Raw genomic sequence first — 15,940 nt, 5'->3', positions numbered from 1 at the left:
TCAGGGACGGGAACGATGCGTGAGAGCGCTCTCTGAAGAGACTTTACAGTTACCCGATATGAAGTCAATAGATTTCGATTAACTGGCAGCGCCGTGACTGTGCGACGAGTCAGACAGCGCTGCCAGGAACCGACTTGAGCAGCGGCGACGCCTCAGTGAGGTAACCGCCGCGCCCGCCGCGCAGGGCGCTCGCCGCCAGCCGGATCAGATCGATGTTCACTCCGGCGGCCCCGCTCGGATCGTGCACCTTGAGCTTCACGTCCAGGCTCACCGCCGTCCCGCCCCAGCCCTGCGCCTCGATGTTGAGATGGGCCACCTTGTGCGAACCCAGGTGCGGCAGGTACCCCAGCGGCGCCAGCTCCACCCGGCCCGCCCCCGACAGCGCGTTCAGTTTGGACTGCTTCTTGGTGTTCGGGTTCTCGACCAGGTTCCGGAAGTCCTCAGTGCCGCCCAGGTTGACCTGGTACGAGCTGACCAGGGTCATACCGCGCTCGGCGAGCAGCCGCAGCAGCGCGTCGTGCACCACCGAGGTGCCGAACTGGCTCGCCAGGTCGTCACCGACCAGCGGCAGCCCGGCCGCCTCGAAGCGGGCCAGCGACTCGGGATCGCGGGCGACGGGGTCGGCCGTGGTGTTGATGAACGCGACCCCGGCCCTGCGGGCCGCCTCGGCGTAGGCCAGAGCCGTCCGCGGCCGACCGCTCGGAGCCGCGTACAGCAGCACCTCCGCACCCGCCAGCGCCGCCGCCACCCGATCCACCTCGGACTCGTCCACGAGCCCCCTCGTAACCGGGACACCTGCCGGCGGGAGGTCGCAGTCCAGGCGCGGGAAGTTGTTGGGCGGCAGGAAGACGGCCTCGGTCAGGTCCTTGCCGAGCTTCTCCTCGGACGTCGCGAAGGCCGCCACGAAGTCGATGTCACCGACCCCCAGGCCGTCGATCACCGGCTTGCGGATGCCGACCAGGTTGCCGGTCTGGCGGTACAGGGCGATCCCCTGCACCAGCGCCGACGTGTTGTTCCCGACTCCCGCGACCGCGACCCGCACCCGTTCGATCATGAACTGGAGGGTACGTGAGCCCAATCAGGCGGCTCGCTGCCAGACCCCGCCCGCACCGGCTCGCCGCAATACATCGAAGCCGTCAGCATCCGGGATGCTGCTTGGACGCCCATACCGCGACATGTCCCGCGGCGTAGACGACCATGTTGCCGTCATCCTGCACCTGGAGCACCGAGTACGGATGTCCGGCCGTGCCCGTGGCGTAGTAGGGCTGTGAGTCGCGGACGACGAAGTTGCCGTCGCTCTGCATGATGGCGAAGGCACCGTCGTGCCCGGCAGTGCAGGATGACCAGATCGGGGTCGGCCACTGGTAGAGCACGAGGTTGCCGTCGTACTGCATGATCAATGTGTATCTGCCGTTGGTCGACAGGAGCTTCTCTCCTGGCGACAGCCGCTCGCCTGATTGCAGTTGGAATGACGGCGGCGGGGGTGGTGGCGGCGGCGGTGGCGCGGCTGTGGTGGTCACCGGGCCGGGTGTCTGCTGGGTGGCCGGTTTGGCGGAGGCCGCCCTGGACGGAGTGCCCGCCGTCGGAACTGTTCCGCTGCCGGGCACGGTGATGACGACGGTGGTCGTGGTGGCCGGAGGCGCGGTGGTGCTCCCGCTCGGATCCGCCACCGACGAGCCCTGGCCGGCCTGCGGTGACATCTCAGGCAGGACCGGAGCCGCCGACGCGGGCGACCCGATGGCGGATGGCCCGGCGACCGGAGTGTCGCCGCCCGCGGCAGCACCGATGGCGACACCAGCGCCCGCGAGCGCGATCACCGCGCTGAGCGATGCGACGAGAACACCCTTGCGCCGGGGTCGTGCGGGCGGCGGCGCGGACATCGGTTCAGCCAGCCGCAGCGGCCGGGCGGTGGTCAACGCGACGGCGTCAGCGTATGTGGTGAAAGGGATGTCCGGCGCCGCTGTCACCGGACCGGGCGGTGGCGTGACCGGCAGGCCCAGCGACCGCTGCGCCGCGCGCAGGTGCCGCGCCAGGTCATTCATCGTGGCCAGGCGCAGAGTTCGGTCGACCGCCATACCCGCCCGCAGCACGTCCTGGACTGGGACTGGAACAGCCGGCGGAATGGAGTCCGGCCCCAGTCCTGAACCGACTCGCTTGACGAACGCCATCAGCCCCTCGCCAGGCTGTACGGCGAACGGCGGTGCGCCGGTCAGCATCTCGAAGAGGGCCGCCGTGAGCGACCAGACGTCCGAGGCGACCGAGGCACGGCCGTCGCTGAGCACCTCGGGTGCGGCATAGGGCTGCGTGAACTGAGCCACCGTGACCGAGCGGCGGGTATCGAGGTGGGTGGAGACACCGAAGTCGCTCAACATCGGCCGACCGGTGTCGTCGAGGAGGATGTTGGAGGGCTTGATGTCACCGTGCAGCACCGGTGAGGGCAGCGAATGTGCCCATGCCAGAGTGTCGGCGACCGTGACGGCCAGGTCCAGTGCCCGTTCCGTGCCGAGACCGCCTGCCGCACGTTCCTTGATCAGATCCCCGACCGTGCCGTGCGCCAAATCCATGGCCAGCCATGGCTGGCCGGCTGCGGTGATTCCGGCGGCCCGTAGCGCCACGACACCCGGATGCGCACTGAGCATCGCGGCCACGCGGCTCTCGCCCCGGAAGGGCTCGGCGCCCCGGGTCGGATCCTCAAGAGGGTGAAGGAAGAGCTTGACGGCCACCTCGAGCCCGGTGGCGTCTTCAACACAGCGGAACACCCGGGCCCAACCGCCTGCACGGATGAATTCCGGGTTGCTGTAACCCTGAGGGAAATCGTGCACCGTCATGGCTTCTGCGTCCCCCGGAGTCGGTGACCTCGATGCTGCTGGTGCAACCTACCAAGGAGTGTCCGCGCCGGGGGGCCAGAAAACCCTGGCGCGACGGCCGATGGGAGCTGGCATGATCGCCGCTGGTGAATGTCCGGGCAGCTTCCGGTCCACTGAAGAGCGACAGCCGATCGTGGCCGACACTCCAGACCCACCTCCGACACCGGATCGGACGGTTGGGGGACGCTGGCCCGCCGACTGACGCATAACCTGGGGTGACCAAGTCGCACCCGATCGTGAGGAGCCAGTATGCCGGGCACTGTGTTCGACACTGCCGAGATCGAAAATCACGCGTCAGCGACGCGCCAGCGAGCCGACGAACTCCAGCAGGCGATCACCGCGCTGCGCGCGGCCGCCAACCAGCTCGCCAACGCGTGGACGGGACCTGCGGCGTCGTCGTTCCAGACCACTCGCGAGCAGTGGGAGCGATCGGTGGTGCCGTTGCAGGAGAGCCTGGCCGCGATGAGCGCCGCACTGGGCGGTGCCGCCAGGGCCTACGAGTCGGCCGAGGGGTCCATCACCAAGTCGTTCGGCGGCTGAGCGGGCGTGCGCGGCAGCTTCGATCCGCAACTAATCGGCGATGCCGCGACGCGACTGACCGATGCGGCGGCCGGCCTGGAGGACCTGACCGCTCGGCTGGGGTCGCTGCCGCACGGTGCGATGCCGCATCCAGTCGACGATCGCCTGGGCAGTCTCAAGTCCCACGGCCGCGACATGATCAAGGACATCGGCGGCCAGGCTGCGGCACTCGCCGCCAGGATGCGTGAAGTGTCGGGCTGCTATGCCGACGTGGAGAACTCGATAGTCGCGTCTTTCCGGGTGGCAGAGTGAACCTCAGAGTCAGGCGGGTCTCGGCGTACCTGCACGGTGGAGATCCAGCCCCTGGCGATGTCGCCCAGATCGGTGCGGTGATCGGCGTACTGCGCACGACCACCGACGAGGTCGGTGACGCGCTGGCGGTGCTGGACGCCATCGGGCACGACGTGGCGCTGTGGACCGGCAGATCGGCTGACGCCTTCCGGACCACTGTCGGTGAACTACGGCCCCGCCTGGTCGCCGCGCAGCTCGCCTACGAAGGCGCGGCCGACGCGCTCCACGGCTGGCTGCGCAGACTCCAGCACAGTCAGGACGATGCGGTGCGGGTCGCGGCCGCCGCCGACGACGCGGGTGCGCAGCTGCCGCAGGAGCAAGCGGTCATGCATGCGCTCGGCACCACCGCACCCGGACTGGTTCCGCTGCAGCACCGGCGTGATGTCATCGCCCAGCAGGCCACCCGGGACGCCCGCGAGTGCGCCGACCGGCTTGCCGAGTCGATCGCAGCGGTCAAGAAGTACGAGCACAGCATGTGGCACCACCTGGTAGACCATATCGCCGAGCTCAAAGAGATCATTCAGAAGATCGAGCCCTGGCTGGCCGGCGCCACCCTCATCGCTCTCGCGATACCCGTGGTAGGCGAAGTGATCGGACCGGTCCTGGCCGCGGTCACCATCGGAGTCGCGATCGTCAGTGAGATCTGCTCGGTCGTGTTGCTGATCGACGGCCGGGAGACTCTGGGCGAGTTCGCGACCGACACCTTCTGGAACGCGATCACGCTCGCCGCGCCCGGTGCCAAGGTCATAAGTGGAAGCGCCCGCGCCGCGTCGGCGCTCAACGCCGGTTCGAAGGCCGCACGCGGAGGTGCGGTCGAGGCGACGAGAATCGCCGGTGCGATGCCCGCGGACTCGGCGGCGGCCCGCACCTTCACACAGGCAGCGGGCACAGACGCCCACAACGCCCGCGAGTTCGCCAAGAACGCGGCGGCGGCCGACGCCGACAAACATGTGCCGCAGGCCACGCGCAAAGCCGTAGACGATCTTCTGCACCCCAGGCAGGCCCACGCCGAGCAGAAGCACTTGGACGAAGTGATCGATCACGCCCAGCGGTATGACAAGCTGCCTACGATCGACCGCTGGCTGCCTCCCGGCGACGAAACGCGCGTCCTCGTCGGAGACGGCGTCACCGCTTTGGACAAATACCATACGGTCGACCAGTCCCTCGATATTCCTGAGACCGTGACCGGCGAGGATCGGCAGGCGAAGCCGTGAACGACTGGACCCGCGTCACCGTCGCCAGTGGTCAGGAACTGGCCTTCGAGCTCGCCCTGCCCCCGGGCTGGTGGTCGATCCGCCCAGCGCACTACCAGGATGACCTGGCCGCCGCTGTCGGCGCCGCGGGCGACCTGCCCGCTGGCAGCCAGGCCGCAGCGGAGTTGGAAGCCGAACTCGGCCGACTCGCCCGGGTATCGGCGACCGCGGGAGCACTGCTGCTGGCCGGCGGGGCCGCTTACGATCCACGGTCTTCGAAGTTCGTGACGGCGTCGCTCTCACTGCTGCCCTACGCGTCATATGCCGCAGTCGACCGCAGCGACCACGAGGCCGGACCGGTGGTGGAGTTGAACCTGACCACCGGCACGGCGCTGCGATACCTGTGGCTCAGTGCGCCCGTCATCGCGATCGGGCGGATCGTGCTGCTGTCAGCCGATTACGTCCTCGCGGCCGATCTGCACCCCTCCTGGGTGCTCAGCTTCGACACACCGGCCCTGGACCAGAGGGCCCACCTGGTCCAGGTGTTCGACGCGATCGCCGCCGGGGTGCGGATGCACCGGGCCGCCGCTGACGTCGCCGGGGCGTTCAGCTGACCGTCGAAGCTCGCACCTGGCCGATGATGTCGCGCAACCGCTCCACGGTCGCCGGAGCCTCCCCGGCGATCGCGTTCGCCTGTTCGAGCAGCTGGCCCAGCCCAGGCGCGATTCGGCGCAGACCGGTCACATCGGCAGCGTCGGCCAGCGGCACCTGGACCGGTGCCGTTCCGGACCGGCTGACCACGACCGCGCGTCCCGGCGCCGTACTGCCGACATAGGCCGGCGGGATCCGTAGGATCGAACCGAACAACTGCGGCCGAGCGGTCCTGGGTGCCAGGACCATTCCGGCGCCGCTGCGCCCGACCTCGCCGAGCAGTGTCCCGGGCGCTGGGTGGGCAAGGTCGTCGATGGCGGCGGCGACCACGATCGCCGACCACGGCTCCTGTCCGTGGACGAGCACCTCCCGCAGGGGCGCCTCCGCCTCGGTGCGGGCGAGTTGCTCGGCGTCGTCCACGAGCACGACATACGGCGGCTCGACCGCGGCCAGGGCGAGTTGGATCATCCGCCGGGTCGGCGGCTGGGGGGACAGCACCACCGCGACGTCCTTGAGCGCGCGCAGTGGCGAGGCACGGTTCGGTGTGATGGCCACGACCGGAATGCCGCGTTCGACCAGGTCGATACCCATTGCCAACAGGGCGTTGCTGCGTCCGCTGCGCCGCTCCCCCGTGACGTAGACGGCAGGCCCTTCAGCTTCGATGTCGACGCCGAGCAGCGCCAGGTGGTCCCCGCCGACCCCCAACGGCAGCCAGCGTTCGCTGGCTGCCGTCGTTCGCGGGAGCCGTCGGGCCTCAGCCACGCTGATGCTGTGCGGCAGCGGATCCACCCGCCACGGCGTGTGGCCGGGCACGGCCGTTGCGGTGGCCGCAAGCGCGCGCAGTGAGGCCGCTTGCGCGGCCGGGTGTGCATCGACGCCCACGACCGCGACCTGGACAGCACGGTACGGCGCGTTTAGGTACACCGCTCGGCCGGGGCCTGCCTCACTGGGAATCGCCGTCGCCGGCATGCCGAGCCAGCGGTAGTCGTCCGGTTCGAACGGTAGGGCCAGCCGATCCTGTGCCGATTCGGCGAACGCGCGGGTCTGGGTCGAAGTCAGCAGCGACGACCCGCCCGTCACCGCGATGTGGACGCCTGCCGCCGGTCCCCGCCGGAAGAGATTGACCAGTCGGCCGAGCAGGGCGCCGTTGTCGACCTCGCCGTAGGTCTGCGCCCAGGTCTCCCAGTCGTCGATCAGCAGCAGAACACGGCGGCCCACCGGCGTTCCGGCCGGGCTCCTGCCCTGGTCTGTCACCAGACGGTCCAACTGGTCGAGTAGTCGGGCACCGCGTTCGATCTCATGCTGGGTGACCACCGCGCCGCAGTGCGGCAGCGAGGCCAGATCACCCAATGTGCCGCCGCAGTCCATGACGTAGAGGCTGATCCGGTGTGTGCCGTATCGGGCAGCCGACGCGGCGAGGGTGCGCAGCAGAGTGCTGCGGCCGGATCTCGGGCGTCCGGCGGCGAGCAGATGCGTGCCTGTGCTGATGTTCCAGGATGCCGCCGGCTGCGCCCGCAGCTCCGGCTGGTCCTCCTGGCCGTAGCAGAGGATCAGGTCGTCGGTCGGCTCGGACGTGTCCGGCAACTGCGCCAACGGCACCAGCGTCGGCAGATCCGGCAGCCAGGGCGGCGGGACGGGACGTACTCCGCCGGACTTCGCCGCCTCCTGGACCGCGCGGACGATGACCTCGATGTCTGCGACACTCGCGGTCCCGACCTCCGACGGCGGATGCCCCAAGCGGACGAACGGCACCTCCAGCAGGGACACCCCGGCTCCCGGTCGCCGACGGGTGGCTCCGCCGACGAACGCGGCCTGGAACGGCACCAGGTCTCCGTCATCGCCCCGGCGCAGATAGCCACGTCCGCTGCCAGCCAGGTGCTGGGCGTCACCGACGCCGATGACGTCCTGAGAATGGTCGGCGTCGAGACGGAAGGCGACCTTGAGGTTGACGTTGGGACGCATCTGCGGCGGGATGACCCCGCGTGGAGCCTGGGTGCCGATGACCAGGTGCACCCCCAGCGACCTGCCGACGGTGGCGATGTTCACGAGCCCGTCCAGGACTTCACTGGCCACGCCCTCCTTGAGCATCGCGAACTCGTCGATGACGACGAACATCCGCGGCAGCCGGGTAGGGCTGCCGGCGGGCAGGTCACCCCGATCTGCGAGCTCGTGGTATCGGGTGAGCGAAGCCGCTCCTGCGGCGGCCAGGTAGCGCTGGCGACGCTGGAGGTCGCCCCGAAGCGAGTCGAGAGCCCGCATGACGGCGTGGCCGTCCAGATTGCTGATGCTGCCGAGGATGTGCGGCAGGCCGTCGAACGGCGCGAATGCGGCTCCGCCTTTGAAGTCGACGAGGATGAAGCCGAGTTCGTCGGGTCGGTTGGCGATGGCCAGACTCGCCACGATCGTCTGCAGCATCGCCGACTTGCCGGAGCCGGTGGCGCCCGCGACCAGGGCGTGCGGGCCGTTGCTCAGCAGATCGACGTGCAGCGGCCCGGCGGCCGTCTGCCCCACCACCACCCGGGTCTGCCGGGGGGTGCGCTGCCAGTTGCGTTCGAGGGCAGCGGGCTCCAGCGCGGCCGGGGTCAGCTGGTCGATCAGCGACACGCGGGTGGGCAGGCCCGAGGCGCCGGTGGCCAACTGCGGATCGTGCAGGGGGGCCAGGTCACGTGCGACGCGCGTCGCCACGGCCGGGCTGATCTGGTCGACGAGAACACCGTGCAGCTCCGCCTGACCGGCACGGCGGACGATGGCGAGCGCATCATCGGCGAACGACACCTCCACCGGGCATCGGCTCGGCAGCTGTCCGACCGCGATGACGGCAACGCCCAGGTCCGGTCCCTTGGATACGATTTCGCTGAGCTTCACCGAGTCGTGCGATGACAGATCGTCCACGACCACCAACCACTGCGGCCGGTGCGGTCGCGGGTCAGTCGACCCACCCGGGCGCGCCCCGGACATCGCCCGCTGCGCCACCAGGTCGGCGATCCGGTCGACCAGCACGGTGAGACTTGCTTCGTCGGCGCCCACATCGGCGAGGGCCGCCGAGCCGACCCGCAGGTGCGGCAGCCAGCGGGTCCAGTCCCACCCCGCTGCCGCATCGGGATCGCCCGGGCGGCTGAGCACCGCCACGCGGAGATCCGACGGCCCGCTCTGTACTACGGCCTGTGTGACCAGCCACCTGGCCAGTGCCCTGGCGGCCGCCCGGGAGCCGGTGATGCCCACTGTGCCGACGGCAGCCAGGTCGACTGTCAGCGGCACGTCGGACAGCGGGTGGTGGACCCGGCTTCCGTCGGGCTGATGAATCGTGAGGTCGCTGGGGAGGTCGGCCAGGCCGATCCGTACGCGCAGAAAGTCAGGGTCGGCGAGTTGCCGCTGCCACAGCGGCGCTGCGGGCGTCGCGGCGACGGACACGACCTCCGCCGGGTCGCTGGCCTCCCGCAGGCGCCGTGACCGCTCCTGCTGCGCCGTCGTCAGCACCTCCGCCTGGTGCGCGACGACCGCGGCGGCGTGATCCCGCTGCGCTCGGCGCAGTCCTCTCCCGTGCTTGACCCGGGTGTACAAGCCGCCCAGCGCACCTCCGGCGATGCTGATCCCGGACAGCAACAGGAACGCGGCGTTGTCGTAGACGAGGTATGCGGCGAAACCACCGAGCAGGCCGGTCACAGCCATGGCGCCGATCGCCATCGGGGTTCGCGCCGAACCGTCGAACGGCTTCGGCGCCGACAGGACGGTCGTCACCGCGGGCTCCGGGAATCGGGGCTGGCGGTCCAGCCGGAGCGTGCCGTCCCGCAGGTCTACCAGCCGTGCGGCCGGATGACTGTTCAGGGCGGCGTCGTGCAGGACAAGCCGGTGGTCGCCGATCTGCACCCTGAGCCCAGGTGCCAGGTCGACCGGGCCGACGATCTTCTGCCCGTCGACCGCCGTCCCGTTGGCGGAGCCCACATCGCTGAGTCGGACTCCGCTCGGCCCGCACAAGAGTTCGGCATGGCGACGGCTGACCGCCGTCCCACTCAGCCGGATGTCGCATTCCGGGCCGCGGCCGATCGACAGCGTGCCCTCCTGCGGAAGGGGAATGATCGAACCTGCGTCGATTCCTCCGGTGACCCGCAGCTGCCTGCGTGCGGTCGCGCGGGGTCGGCCGGTCGGGGCGTCCTCACCGACCACCTGGACGACCACGCCCGGGCGGATTCCGGCCGCGATCAGATCCGACGAGGAGTCGAGCATGCCTCGCGCCGTAGCGAGACGCACCGCCCCGCGCAGCCCGACGTGCCTGGCGACGGCGTCCTCGAGATCACTGACCCTGGACTCGGGTGTCGCCTGCATATGCAGGTCACGGCTGTCACCGCCGACGGCGACGGTCAGCGGAATCCACATAGCGCCCAACTTCACTCCGGCCAGCACGACAGATCGATCCTCACCGTCGACATTGGCCGCGTGCGGCAGGATCCGCCTCCGCCGTTACGCCAGTGTTTTCTACCTTCACGGCGTCGCAACGATTGATAGATTGCGCCATGGACGGGCGCCGATCGGGGCAGGCCGCGCCACCTCGCACCGGAAGCCGCCGACGTCGGAGGATGCAAGCCGTGACGGGTGACATCAACGATCTACCGCCAGGCTACCGCCAGCCCGAGCACATCGGTTCAGGTGGATGGGCCGAGGTCTACCGCTGCGTCGACCAGTCCGACGGCAGCCTTGTCGCGGTCAAGCTGTTCCACCAGCGCCTCAGCGACCCGGCAGCCGGCGCCGAGGGCTTCCGGCAGGAGTGCCGCACTGCCGCCATGCTCAGCAGGCATCCCGGAGTGATCGGAGTGCGAGCCGCCGGAGTGACCGCCTCAGCACGGCCCTGGCTCGCGATGGAGCTGGCCGCCGGCGGCACCTTGGCGGACCTGATCAAACACTCAGGTGGTGCGCTCGGTGTGAAGCACGCCATCGACCTCACCGTACGCCTTGCCGACACGATGGCGTGGGCGCATTCCCTGCCGTCTCCGGTGGTCCACGGCGACCTCAAACCCGCGAACGTGCTGCTCGACGACAGCGGTAGACCCTTGGTAAGCGACTTCGGGGTATCCGGCCAGCTCGGGAGCCGCCAGTCGATCACCCTCGCCCAGTTCACGCAGACTCACGCGGCCCCGGAGGTGCTCCGTGACGGTCGTGCGTCCCCCTCCTCCGACATCTGGGCGCTGGCCGCCATGCTCTTCGAAATGCTCGCCGGGGTTTCGCCGTTCGTCCCCAAGCCCGGTGAGGGACCGGGCGCCTTCATCGACCGGGTCTGCAGCGGACTGCCCGCAGACGCCATCCCTGCGAGCGTCCCTGACGCTCTCGCCGCCGTCATCCGGGCCGGGCTCGTTGTGGACCGCGCCGGGCGGACGGCCACCATGTCCGCGATGGCAACGGAGCTCAGAGCAGCCCAGTCGGCCCTCGGACACGCACCCACGCGCCAGGAGCAGCAGCTGAAGGCCGGTAGGGAGCTGCCCTTCACCACCTACACCGAGGCGCTGGCACGGACCACGGCACGGCCGCTCAATCTGGATCCTGCTGGCAAACCTGATGCGCCACGGCGCGGGTCACGCTCGCTGACGATCAAGATCGGCGCTGTCACCGCGATCGCCGTCGTCGCGGGCGCCGGCATGGCCTTCGCGAACTACGCCTCCGACAACACAGCTGTACCCGCCGGCCAGGGCATAGATGCCGCGCGGGTTGCGGCGCCCACCCAGTCGGTGCCGAAGCGCAGCGGCACCTCGACCGCCCCGTCCAGTGCGGCCAGTCCAACCGGTCCGTCGAATCCGCAGGCGAACACCAGCCCCAGCCCACGAGTCGTCGTCGTCGAACCGCCACCGCCATGGTGCGCGCGTGACACCGTGGACGGCGTGCTCGGAACGGTTCGACGCTACTACGCCTCCGGGGCGAAGTCCTGGACCTTCGAACTCGGTTGGCCCGCCGACGCGGACTACCCGAATTTCCGCACACCTGGTGGCCTGTTCCTCCGTACCAATCGCCACAGCGACAGCCCGACCGGCAGCATCAGTCCGCCTTACTCGGCGATGACCTACGTACAGGGGCTGCCGCCGGGTGACGACGTCAATTGGCAGGAGATCTCCGCCACTGATCCAGGCAACCAGTACAGCTTCCAGAGCCTCAACCCGTCGGTTGACGTGACTTCGGCCCTGGAAGCACTCCGGTCGCTGCGAACGACGTGGTGGTCTCAGCGGAATGCACCGCAGTGCTGACCTGACCTCCCGTGATCTGAGCGCTCCAGGAGTCAGAGCCAGGGGCTGCGTGTGCCGGCGACACCTCCGCAGGTCGCCGTGACCCATCCGCTCGCCACGCCGAAGTAGTTGGGCGTCTGGCTCGGACCGGCGTTGCCGTTGCCGTCCGTGGTGAAGTTCCGGGTGATGAACCCGTCACTGCCCAGGCTGGAGTTGAACGAGCATGAATACGACGTGTTGGACGCGAAGTTGCGCAGTTCCACCGTGATGTAGCGGCAGGCGGACGATGAGCAGCCCGGCTGCCCCTGCGCGCTGCTGCCCGGACTGACGTTCACCCACGAACCGGAGGTGGTGGCGTTCGCCGAGGTGGTGCCGCTCTCCTGGCCCGCCTGATCGAAGGCGCGCACCTGGATGGAGTGACCCTGGTTGGGTCCGTTGCCCACGATCCGGCTTCCGTTGCCCACCCCGACGTTCTCCCACCCACCGCCGTCGACCCTGATCTCCAACCTCGACAGCGGCCGCCCATTGGTTCCCGGCGCACTCCACGACAGCTGGATCTGGCGGTCACCCGACTTGGACGCGCCGCTGCCCGGGTTGGGCACCGGCCCATACGGTTGACCTGCGCGGGAACCGGACCAGGCGGCGCATTGGCTGGCGCAGGCCCGTACTCGGACCGAGTACGTCGTTCCGTTGGTCAGGCCCTGTATCTGGCCCGAGGTCGCGGTGGAAGTCAGGTCGGGCGTGGCGTCGCCGGTGTACTCGAGTTCGTAGCGCTGAATCGCCGCCGTGCTCGCCGGCGGGGTGATGGAGAACGCGAGCTTGCCGTTCAATCCGGCGACTCCGCTGGAGTCCGCGATCGAGAACGTCGAGATCACCCCCGGGACCGCCGGTGCGGGCGGCGGCACGTTCGCGGCCGGCCCGGCACTCGTACGGGCGACGGTCGGCGTGGTCGGTACGCCACCGGTCGAAGGTGCGATGCTCGGCACCGTCGCGCTTGGCTGGGGCGGTGCGGTGGCCGTAGCGGTCGCGCTGGTCGCCGGTGTCGCGGTCGCGCCGAGGCTCCGTGGGGGCTCAGCCTCATCGCCGCCGACCGCAAAGGCGAACCCGGCACCGGCTAGAAGCAGGCCGACGGCGGCTATGGAGGCGACAACGAGCACCGGTCGACGGCTGCGCGGAGGCCTCGGGGCTGCGGGCGCGGGCCTGTCGAGCTTGAGCGGGGCGTGAGTCGTGACCGCCAGCGCCTCGGCGTAAGTGATGAACCGCGGATCGGCCGGGCGGGAAGCCGGGGCGGGCCACCCTGGCGTGACCGGCAGCGACAGCGCCTCCTGCGCACTCCGCAGCATCCACGCGAACTCGGCCATGCTCGACGTGCGTGCGGCACGGTCGGCCGTCAACCCACCCCTGAGGACATCCGCGACCTGCTCCGGCACAGACGCGGGTATCGCGTCGGCCGGCAGCCCGGCCTGAACCCGGTTCGCGAACGCGACGACACCCTCGGCCTCGCGGAGCATGAACGGCGGATTGCCGGTCAGCATCTCGAACAGCGTCGCCGCCAGGGACCAGACGTCCGCGACGGGGGTGGCCCTGCCCTCGACCAGCACCTCTGGCGCGGCATGGGTCTGGGCGAGCTGGTGGACGGTGACCGAGCGACTGCCCCGGGTGAACCTGGCTGCCCCGAAGTCGGTCAGGCGCGGCCGGTCCGCGGCGTCGATCAGGATGTTGGCGGGCTTGATGTCGCCGTGGATGACGGGCGTCGCCAGCGAATGCGCCCAGGCCAGCGTGTCGGCGATGCTCACCGCGTAGCACATTGCGATGTCGAGGGGAAGACTGCCGACCGAGGCGATGAGACCAGCCACACTGCCCCTGCTGGCGAACTCCAGTGCCAGCCAGGGCCGCTGGGCGACGGTCACGCCGCCCTCGTGGAGGCCGATCGTCCCCGGATGCGCGCTCAGAGCCGCAGCGACCGCAAACTCCCGCCGAAAATCGCGATCATCGGTCGGATCCGCGAGACGATCCCGGAACAGTTTCAACGCTACCCGGTTGCCTGTCCGATCGGTACAGCGATAGACATCCGCCCACCCGCCGTGACCGATGTTAATCGGCTCCATATAGCCGGGCGGCATCTCGTTTTCGAAACCTGTCACGTGTCCACACTCCCGGCGCGACTCTACCAACCGGCCGTGCGGCGATGGAGACGGTAAAAGTCACCAAACGGCTATGGTGCACTGGCCCATAACGGTACATCGATCCTGCGGTCTCCACCGCCTCGCGCCTCAGTCGTCGACATGCCTGGCCGCATCGAATTCAATGGCGATCTGGGCGAGTCGTTCGAGATCGGAGGCTTGGAGACTGTTCCTGGCCAGGGCTGAAGCGGCCGCTTCGATGGCCTCCGCCGTCCGGGCGCCGAACTCGACGTCCGCGAGTTCTCGGTGCATGAGCTCACACAGGCCGGCCACGATCTCCTGACGCGTCGGCGGAGCGCCAGAGGCGCCACGCTCCGTCGACTCTCGCTTGAAGAACCGCTTCCGGAGCTCCTCCGCCAAGGCCGCAGCCGTGATGGCGCCGACCTGCTCGGTGGCCGCGACAACGGCGGGCTGCGTGCCTCCGGTTATGGCCGCGGTGCCGATCGGAAGCCCGAGTGCGGCCGCCAGACCAAGCAGTAGAGCCGCGCGGATCTGAACTGCCCTGTGACCTTTTGGACCCTTTCTATTCACCATCGCACCGTCCGCCTCACCGATCGCCCGAAATGGATCGTCGATCAGGACAATAGCGCCGCCCGGTCCCTATCGGAAGACAGCGCCGCGGCTGATGCCGCAGCCCGACGGCGCCGACTTCGCCGTCTCGAGTACGGCGATTCCGGATCTTGTTCCGCATTGGTATCTCGGGTCACCCTCGCCGCATTCACGCGCACTCGGCGCCAGGCCGGCCCAGAGCCGGCGCACGCCCTGACCATCGGCATGTCCCGCTCGTGGACGGTTGCGTACCCGCCGGTCGGACTGACCCTGACCGGCGGGTACGCGATCGACCGCTACGCCGACTCGCAGGGCGAGCCGTTGAGCGTGAAAGCGGTCGGGCTGGCGTTGCTTCCGCTCCAGGTCGCCTGGAAGCCGAAGGACTGCGACCCGCCGCCCGCACCGAGCCCGGCGTTGTACGGCAGGCTCGCCACCGCCACGGCGGCGCCGGTCTGGGTCACGCTGCCGTTCCACAGGCTGGAGATCTGCTGGCCGCCGGCGAACATCCAGCGCAGGGTCCAGCCCGTGATCGCGGACGGGCCGGTGTTGGTGATCTGCACCTGCGTGTTGAACGCGCCGCCCCACTGGCTGTTGACCCGGTAGGTCACCGTGCAGGTCGGCGGCGTCACGACGCCGGTGGTGGTGACCGCCAGCGGCGGGTAGATCGTCGGGGACTCGTTGCCCACCGCGTCCACCGCCGTCACCGCGAAGCTGTAGGCGGTCGCGGGGCTGAGCCCGGTGCTCACGAAGCTGCGGACGGTCGTGGTCGCGACCGGGGTCAGCGGTCCGCCGCTCTGCGCGCGGTACACCCGGAACAGCGCGAAGTCGCCCCAGAACGGACCCTGCCAGGTGAGCCGGACCGAGGTGTCGGTGATCTCGGAGGCCGCGAGCGAGTAGACCGGGCCGGGGGCCTCGAGGTCGCCCGGCAGGGTGGTCACCGGGACCGCCCCGGAGGGCGTCGACCGGTTGCCCGCCGCGTCCACGGCGACCACGTAGAACTGGTTCACCGAGCCGCGCGGCAGGCCGGTCACCGTGGCGGTGGGGACGGTCGGCGCGGCGACCTGCTGGATGTAGTCGGTGTGCTGGCGCCAGACCTCGTAGTGGTGCACGCCGGTGTCGTCGGTGGACGGGGCCCAGGTGAGCACCACACTGGTCTCGGTGAGGTCGGACGCGACGGGCGTGCCGGGCGCGGTGGGCCGGACCGTGTCGGCGGCGTGTGCCGGCGCGGCGAGCATGACCGCGAGCGGGGCCAGTCTTCGGGTACGCATGGAGAATCCTCCGGGAAGGATCGAGGGGAGCGGACGCTTCCGCCGACGGCATCTTTACATTCGACTCGTTCGATGGAAGCGCTCCCAGTCTCGCCAACCCGCACCGGCCTGTCAACACGCCCGTGACCTGGCCGAAACCGCGACCCCGCCCGA

11 protein-coding genes are annotated in these 15,940 nt (G+C 69.7%); 5 read left to right on the top strand and 6 right to left on the bottom strand.

Annotated features, from left to right (window positions below):
- Window positions 1–109 precede the first annotated feature (109 nt).
- Together QEZ54_RS06695 and QEZ54_RS06690 are read right to left on the bottom strand one after the other, a co-directional pair.
- Complete coding sequence (locus tag QEZ54_RS06695) at window positions 110–1,054, bottom strand: inositol-3-phosphate synthase (RefSeq protein ID WP_281303592.1); 945 nt, start codon at window positions 1,052–1,054, stop codon at window positions 110–112.
- An 82-nt stretch (window positions 1,055–1,136) separates the two neighbouring features.
- Window positions 1,137–2,828: a protein kinase gene (locus tag QEZ54_RS06690; protein WP_281303591.1), complete on the bottom strand. Its 1,692-nt coding sequence runs from the start codon at window positions 2,826–2,828 to the stop codon at window positions 1,137–1,139.
- A gap of 288 nt (window positions 2,829–3,116) precedes the next feature.
- Between QEZ54_RS06690 and QEZ54_RS06685 the strand changes: the two genes are divergently transcribed.
- Genes QEZ54_RS06685 through QEZ54_RS06670 form a run of 4 tightly spaced genes read left to right on the top strand, consistent with a single transcriptional unit; the run spans window position 3,117 to window position 5,544 of the window.
- Complete coding sequence (locus tag QEZ54_RS06685; protein ID WP_281303590.1) at window positions 3,117–3,407, top strand: WXG100 family type VII secretion target; 291 nt, start codon at window positions 3,117–3,119, stop codon at window positions 3,405–3,407.
- A gap of 6 nt (window positions 3,408–3,413) precedes the next feature.
- A complete protein-coding gene (locus QEZ54_RS06680) occupies window positions 3,414–3,698 on the top strand; it encodes a hypothetical protein (RefSeq protein ID WP_281303589.1) in 285 nt (94 codons plus the stop codon).
- Entirely contained in the window at window positions 3,695–4,951 is a 1,257-nt protein-coding gene (locus tag QEZ54_RS06675) for a hypothetical protein (RefSeq protein ID WP_281303588.1), read from the top strand. Before QEZ54_RS06680 ends, QEZ54_RS06675 begins: the two co-directional genes overlap by 4 nt.
- Window positions 4,948–5,544, top strand: a complete 597-nt coding sequence (locus tag QEZ54_RS06670; protein WP_281303587.1) for a hypothetical protein — start codon at window positions 4,948–4,950, stop codon at window positions 5,542–5,544. Before QEZ54_RS06675 ends, QEZ54_RS06670 begins: the two co-directional genes overlap by 4 nt.
- Here the strand turns inward: QEZ54_RS06670 and QEZ54_RS06665 are convergent.
- Window positions 5,537–9,955, bottom strand: coding sequence for an FtsK/SpoIIIE domain-containing protein (locus QEZ54_RS06665; RefSeq protein WP_281303586.1), 4,419 nt, complete (start codon window positions 9,953–9,955; stop codon window positions 5,537–5,539). The two genes, QEZ54_RS06670 and QEZ54_RS06665, sit on opposite strands and share 8 nt — an antisense overlap.
- Before the next feature lie 209 nt (window positions 9,956–10,164).
- On the opposite strand from QEZ54_RS06665, the gene QEZ54_RS06660 reads away from it, so the two are divergent.
- A complete protein-coding gene (locus tag QEZ54_RS06660) occupies window positions 10,165–11,808 on the top strand; it encodes a serine/threonine-protein kinase (RefSeq protein ID WP_281303585.1) in 1,644 nt (547 codons plus the stop codon).
- 32 nt (window positions 11,809–11,840) lie between these two features.
- On the opposite strand, the gene QEZ54_RS06655 is transcribed toward QEZ54_RS06660, so the two are convergent.
- The 3 genes from QEZ54_RS06655 to QEZ54_RS06645 all read right to left on the bottom strand — a co-directional run bounded on the left by QEZ54_RS06655 (window position 11,841) and on the right by QEZ54_RS06645 (window position 15,787).
- Window positions 11,841–13,931 (bottom strand): protein kinase, encoded by a 2,091-nt coding sequence (locus QEZ54_RS06655; protein ID WP_281303584.1) that lies wholly within the window; start codon window positions 13,929–13,931, stop codon window positions 11,841–11,843.
- Window positions 13,932–14,060: 129 nt separating this feature from the next.
- Window positions 14,061–14,504 (bottom strand): hypothetical protein, encoded by a 444-nt coding sequence (locus QEZ54_RS06650; RefSeq protein WP_281303583.1) that lies wholly within the window; start codon window positions 14,502–14,504, stop codon window positions 14,061–14,063.
- Window positions 14,505–14,815: 311 nt separating this feature from the next.
- Window positions 14,816–15,787 (bottom strand): cellulose binding domain-containing protein, encoded by a 972-nt coding sequence (locus QEZ54_RS06645; RefSeq protein WP_281303582.1) that lies wholly within the window; start codon window positions 15,785–15,787, stop codon window positions 14,816–14,818.
- Between the last annotated feature and the right edge of the window lie 153 nt (window positions 15,788–15,940).

It is taken from the genome of Catellatospora sp. KI3 (assembly GCF_029948125.1).
Taxonomy (GTDB): Bacteria; Actinomycetota; Actinomycetes; order Mycobacteriales; family Micromonosporaceae; genus Catellatospora.
This window is presented reverse-complemented; position numbering and strand designations above follow the sequence as displayed.

Coding starts and splice junctions, on each gene's coding strand:
- QEZ54_RS06695 (WP_281303592.1), bottom strand. CDS start 1,054: ATGATCGAACGGGTGCGGGTCGCGGTCGCGGGAGTCGGGAACAACACG.
- QEZ54_RS06690 (WP_281303591.1), bottom strand. CDS start 2,828: ATGACGGTGCACGATTTCCCTCAGGGTTACAGCAACCCGGAATTCATC.
- QEZ54_RS06685 (WP_281303590.1), top strand. CDS start 3,117: ATGCCGGGCACTGTGTTCGACACTGCCGAGATCGAAAATCACGCGTCA.
- QEZ54_RS06665 (WP_281303586.1), bottom strand. CDS start 9,955: ATGTGGATTCCGCTGACCGTCGCCGTCGGCGGTGACAGCCGTGACCTG.
- QEZ54_RS06650 (WP_281303583.1), bottom strand. CDS start 14,504: ATGGTGAATAGAAAGGGTCCAAAAGGTCACAGGGCAGTTCAGATCCGC.
- QEZ54_RS06645 (WP_281303582.1), bottom strand. CDS start 15,787: ATGCGTACCCGAAGACTGGCCCCGCTCGCGGTCATGCTCGCCGCGCCG.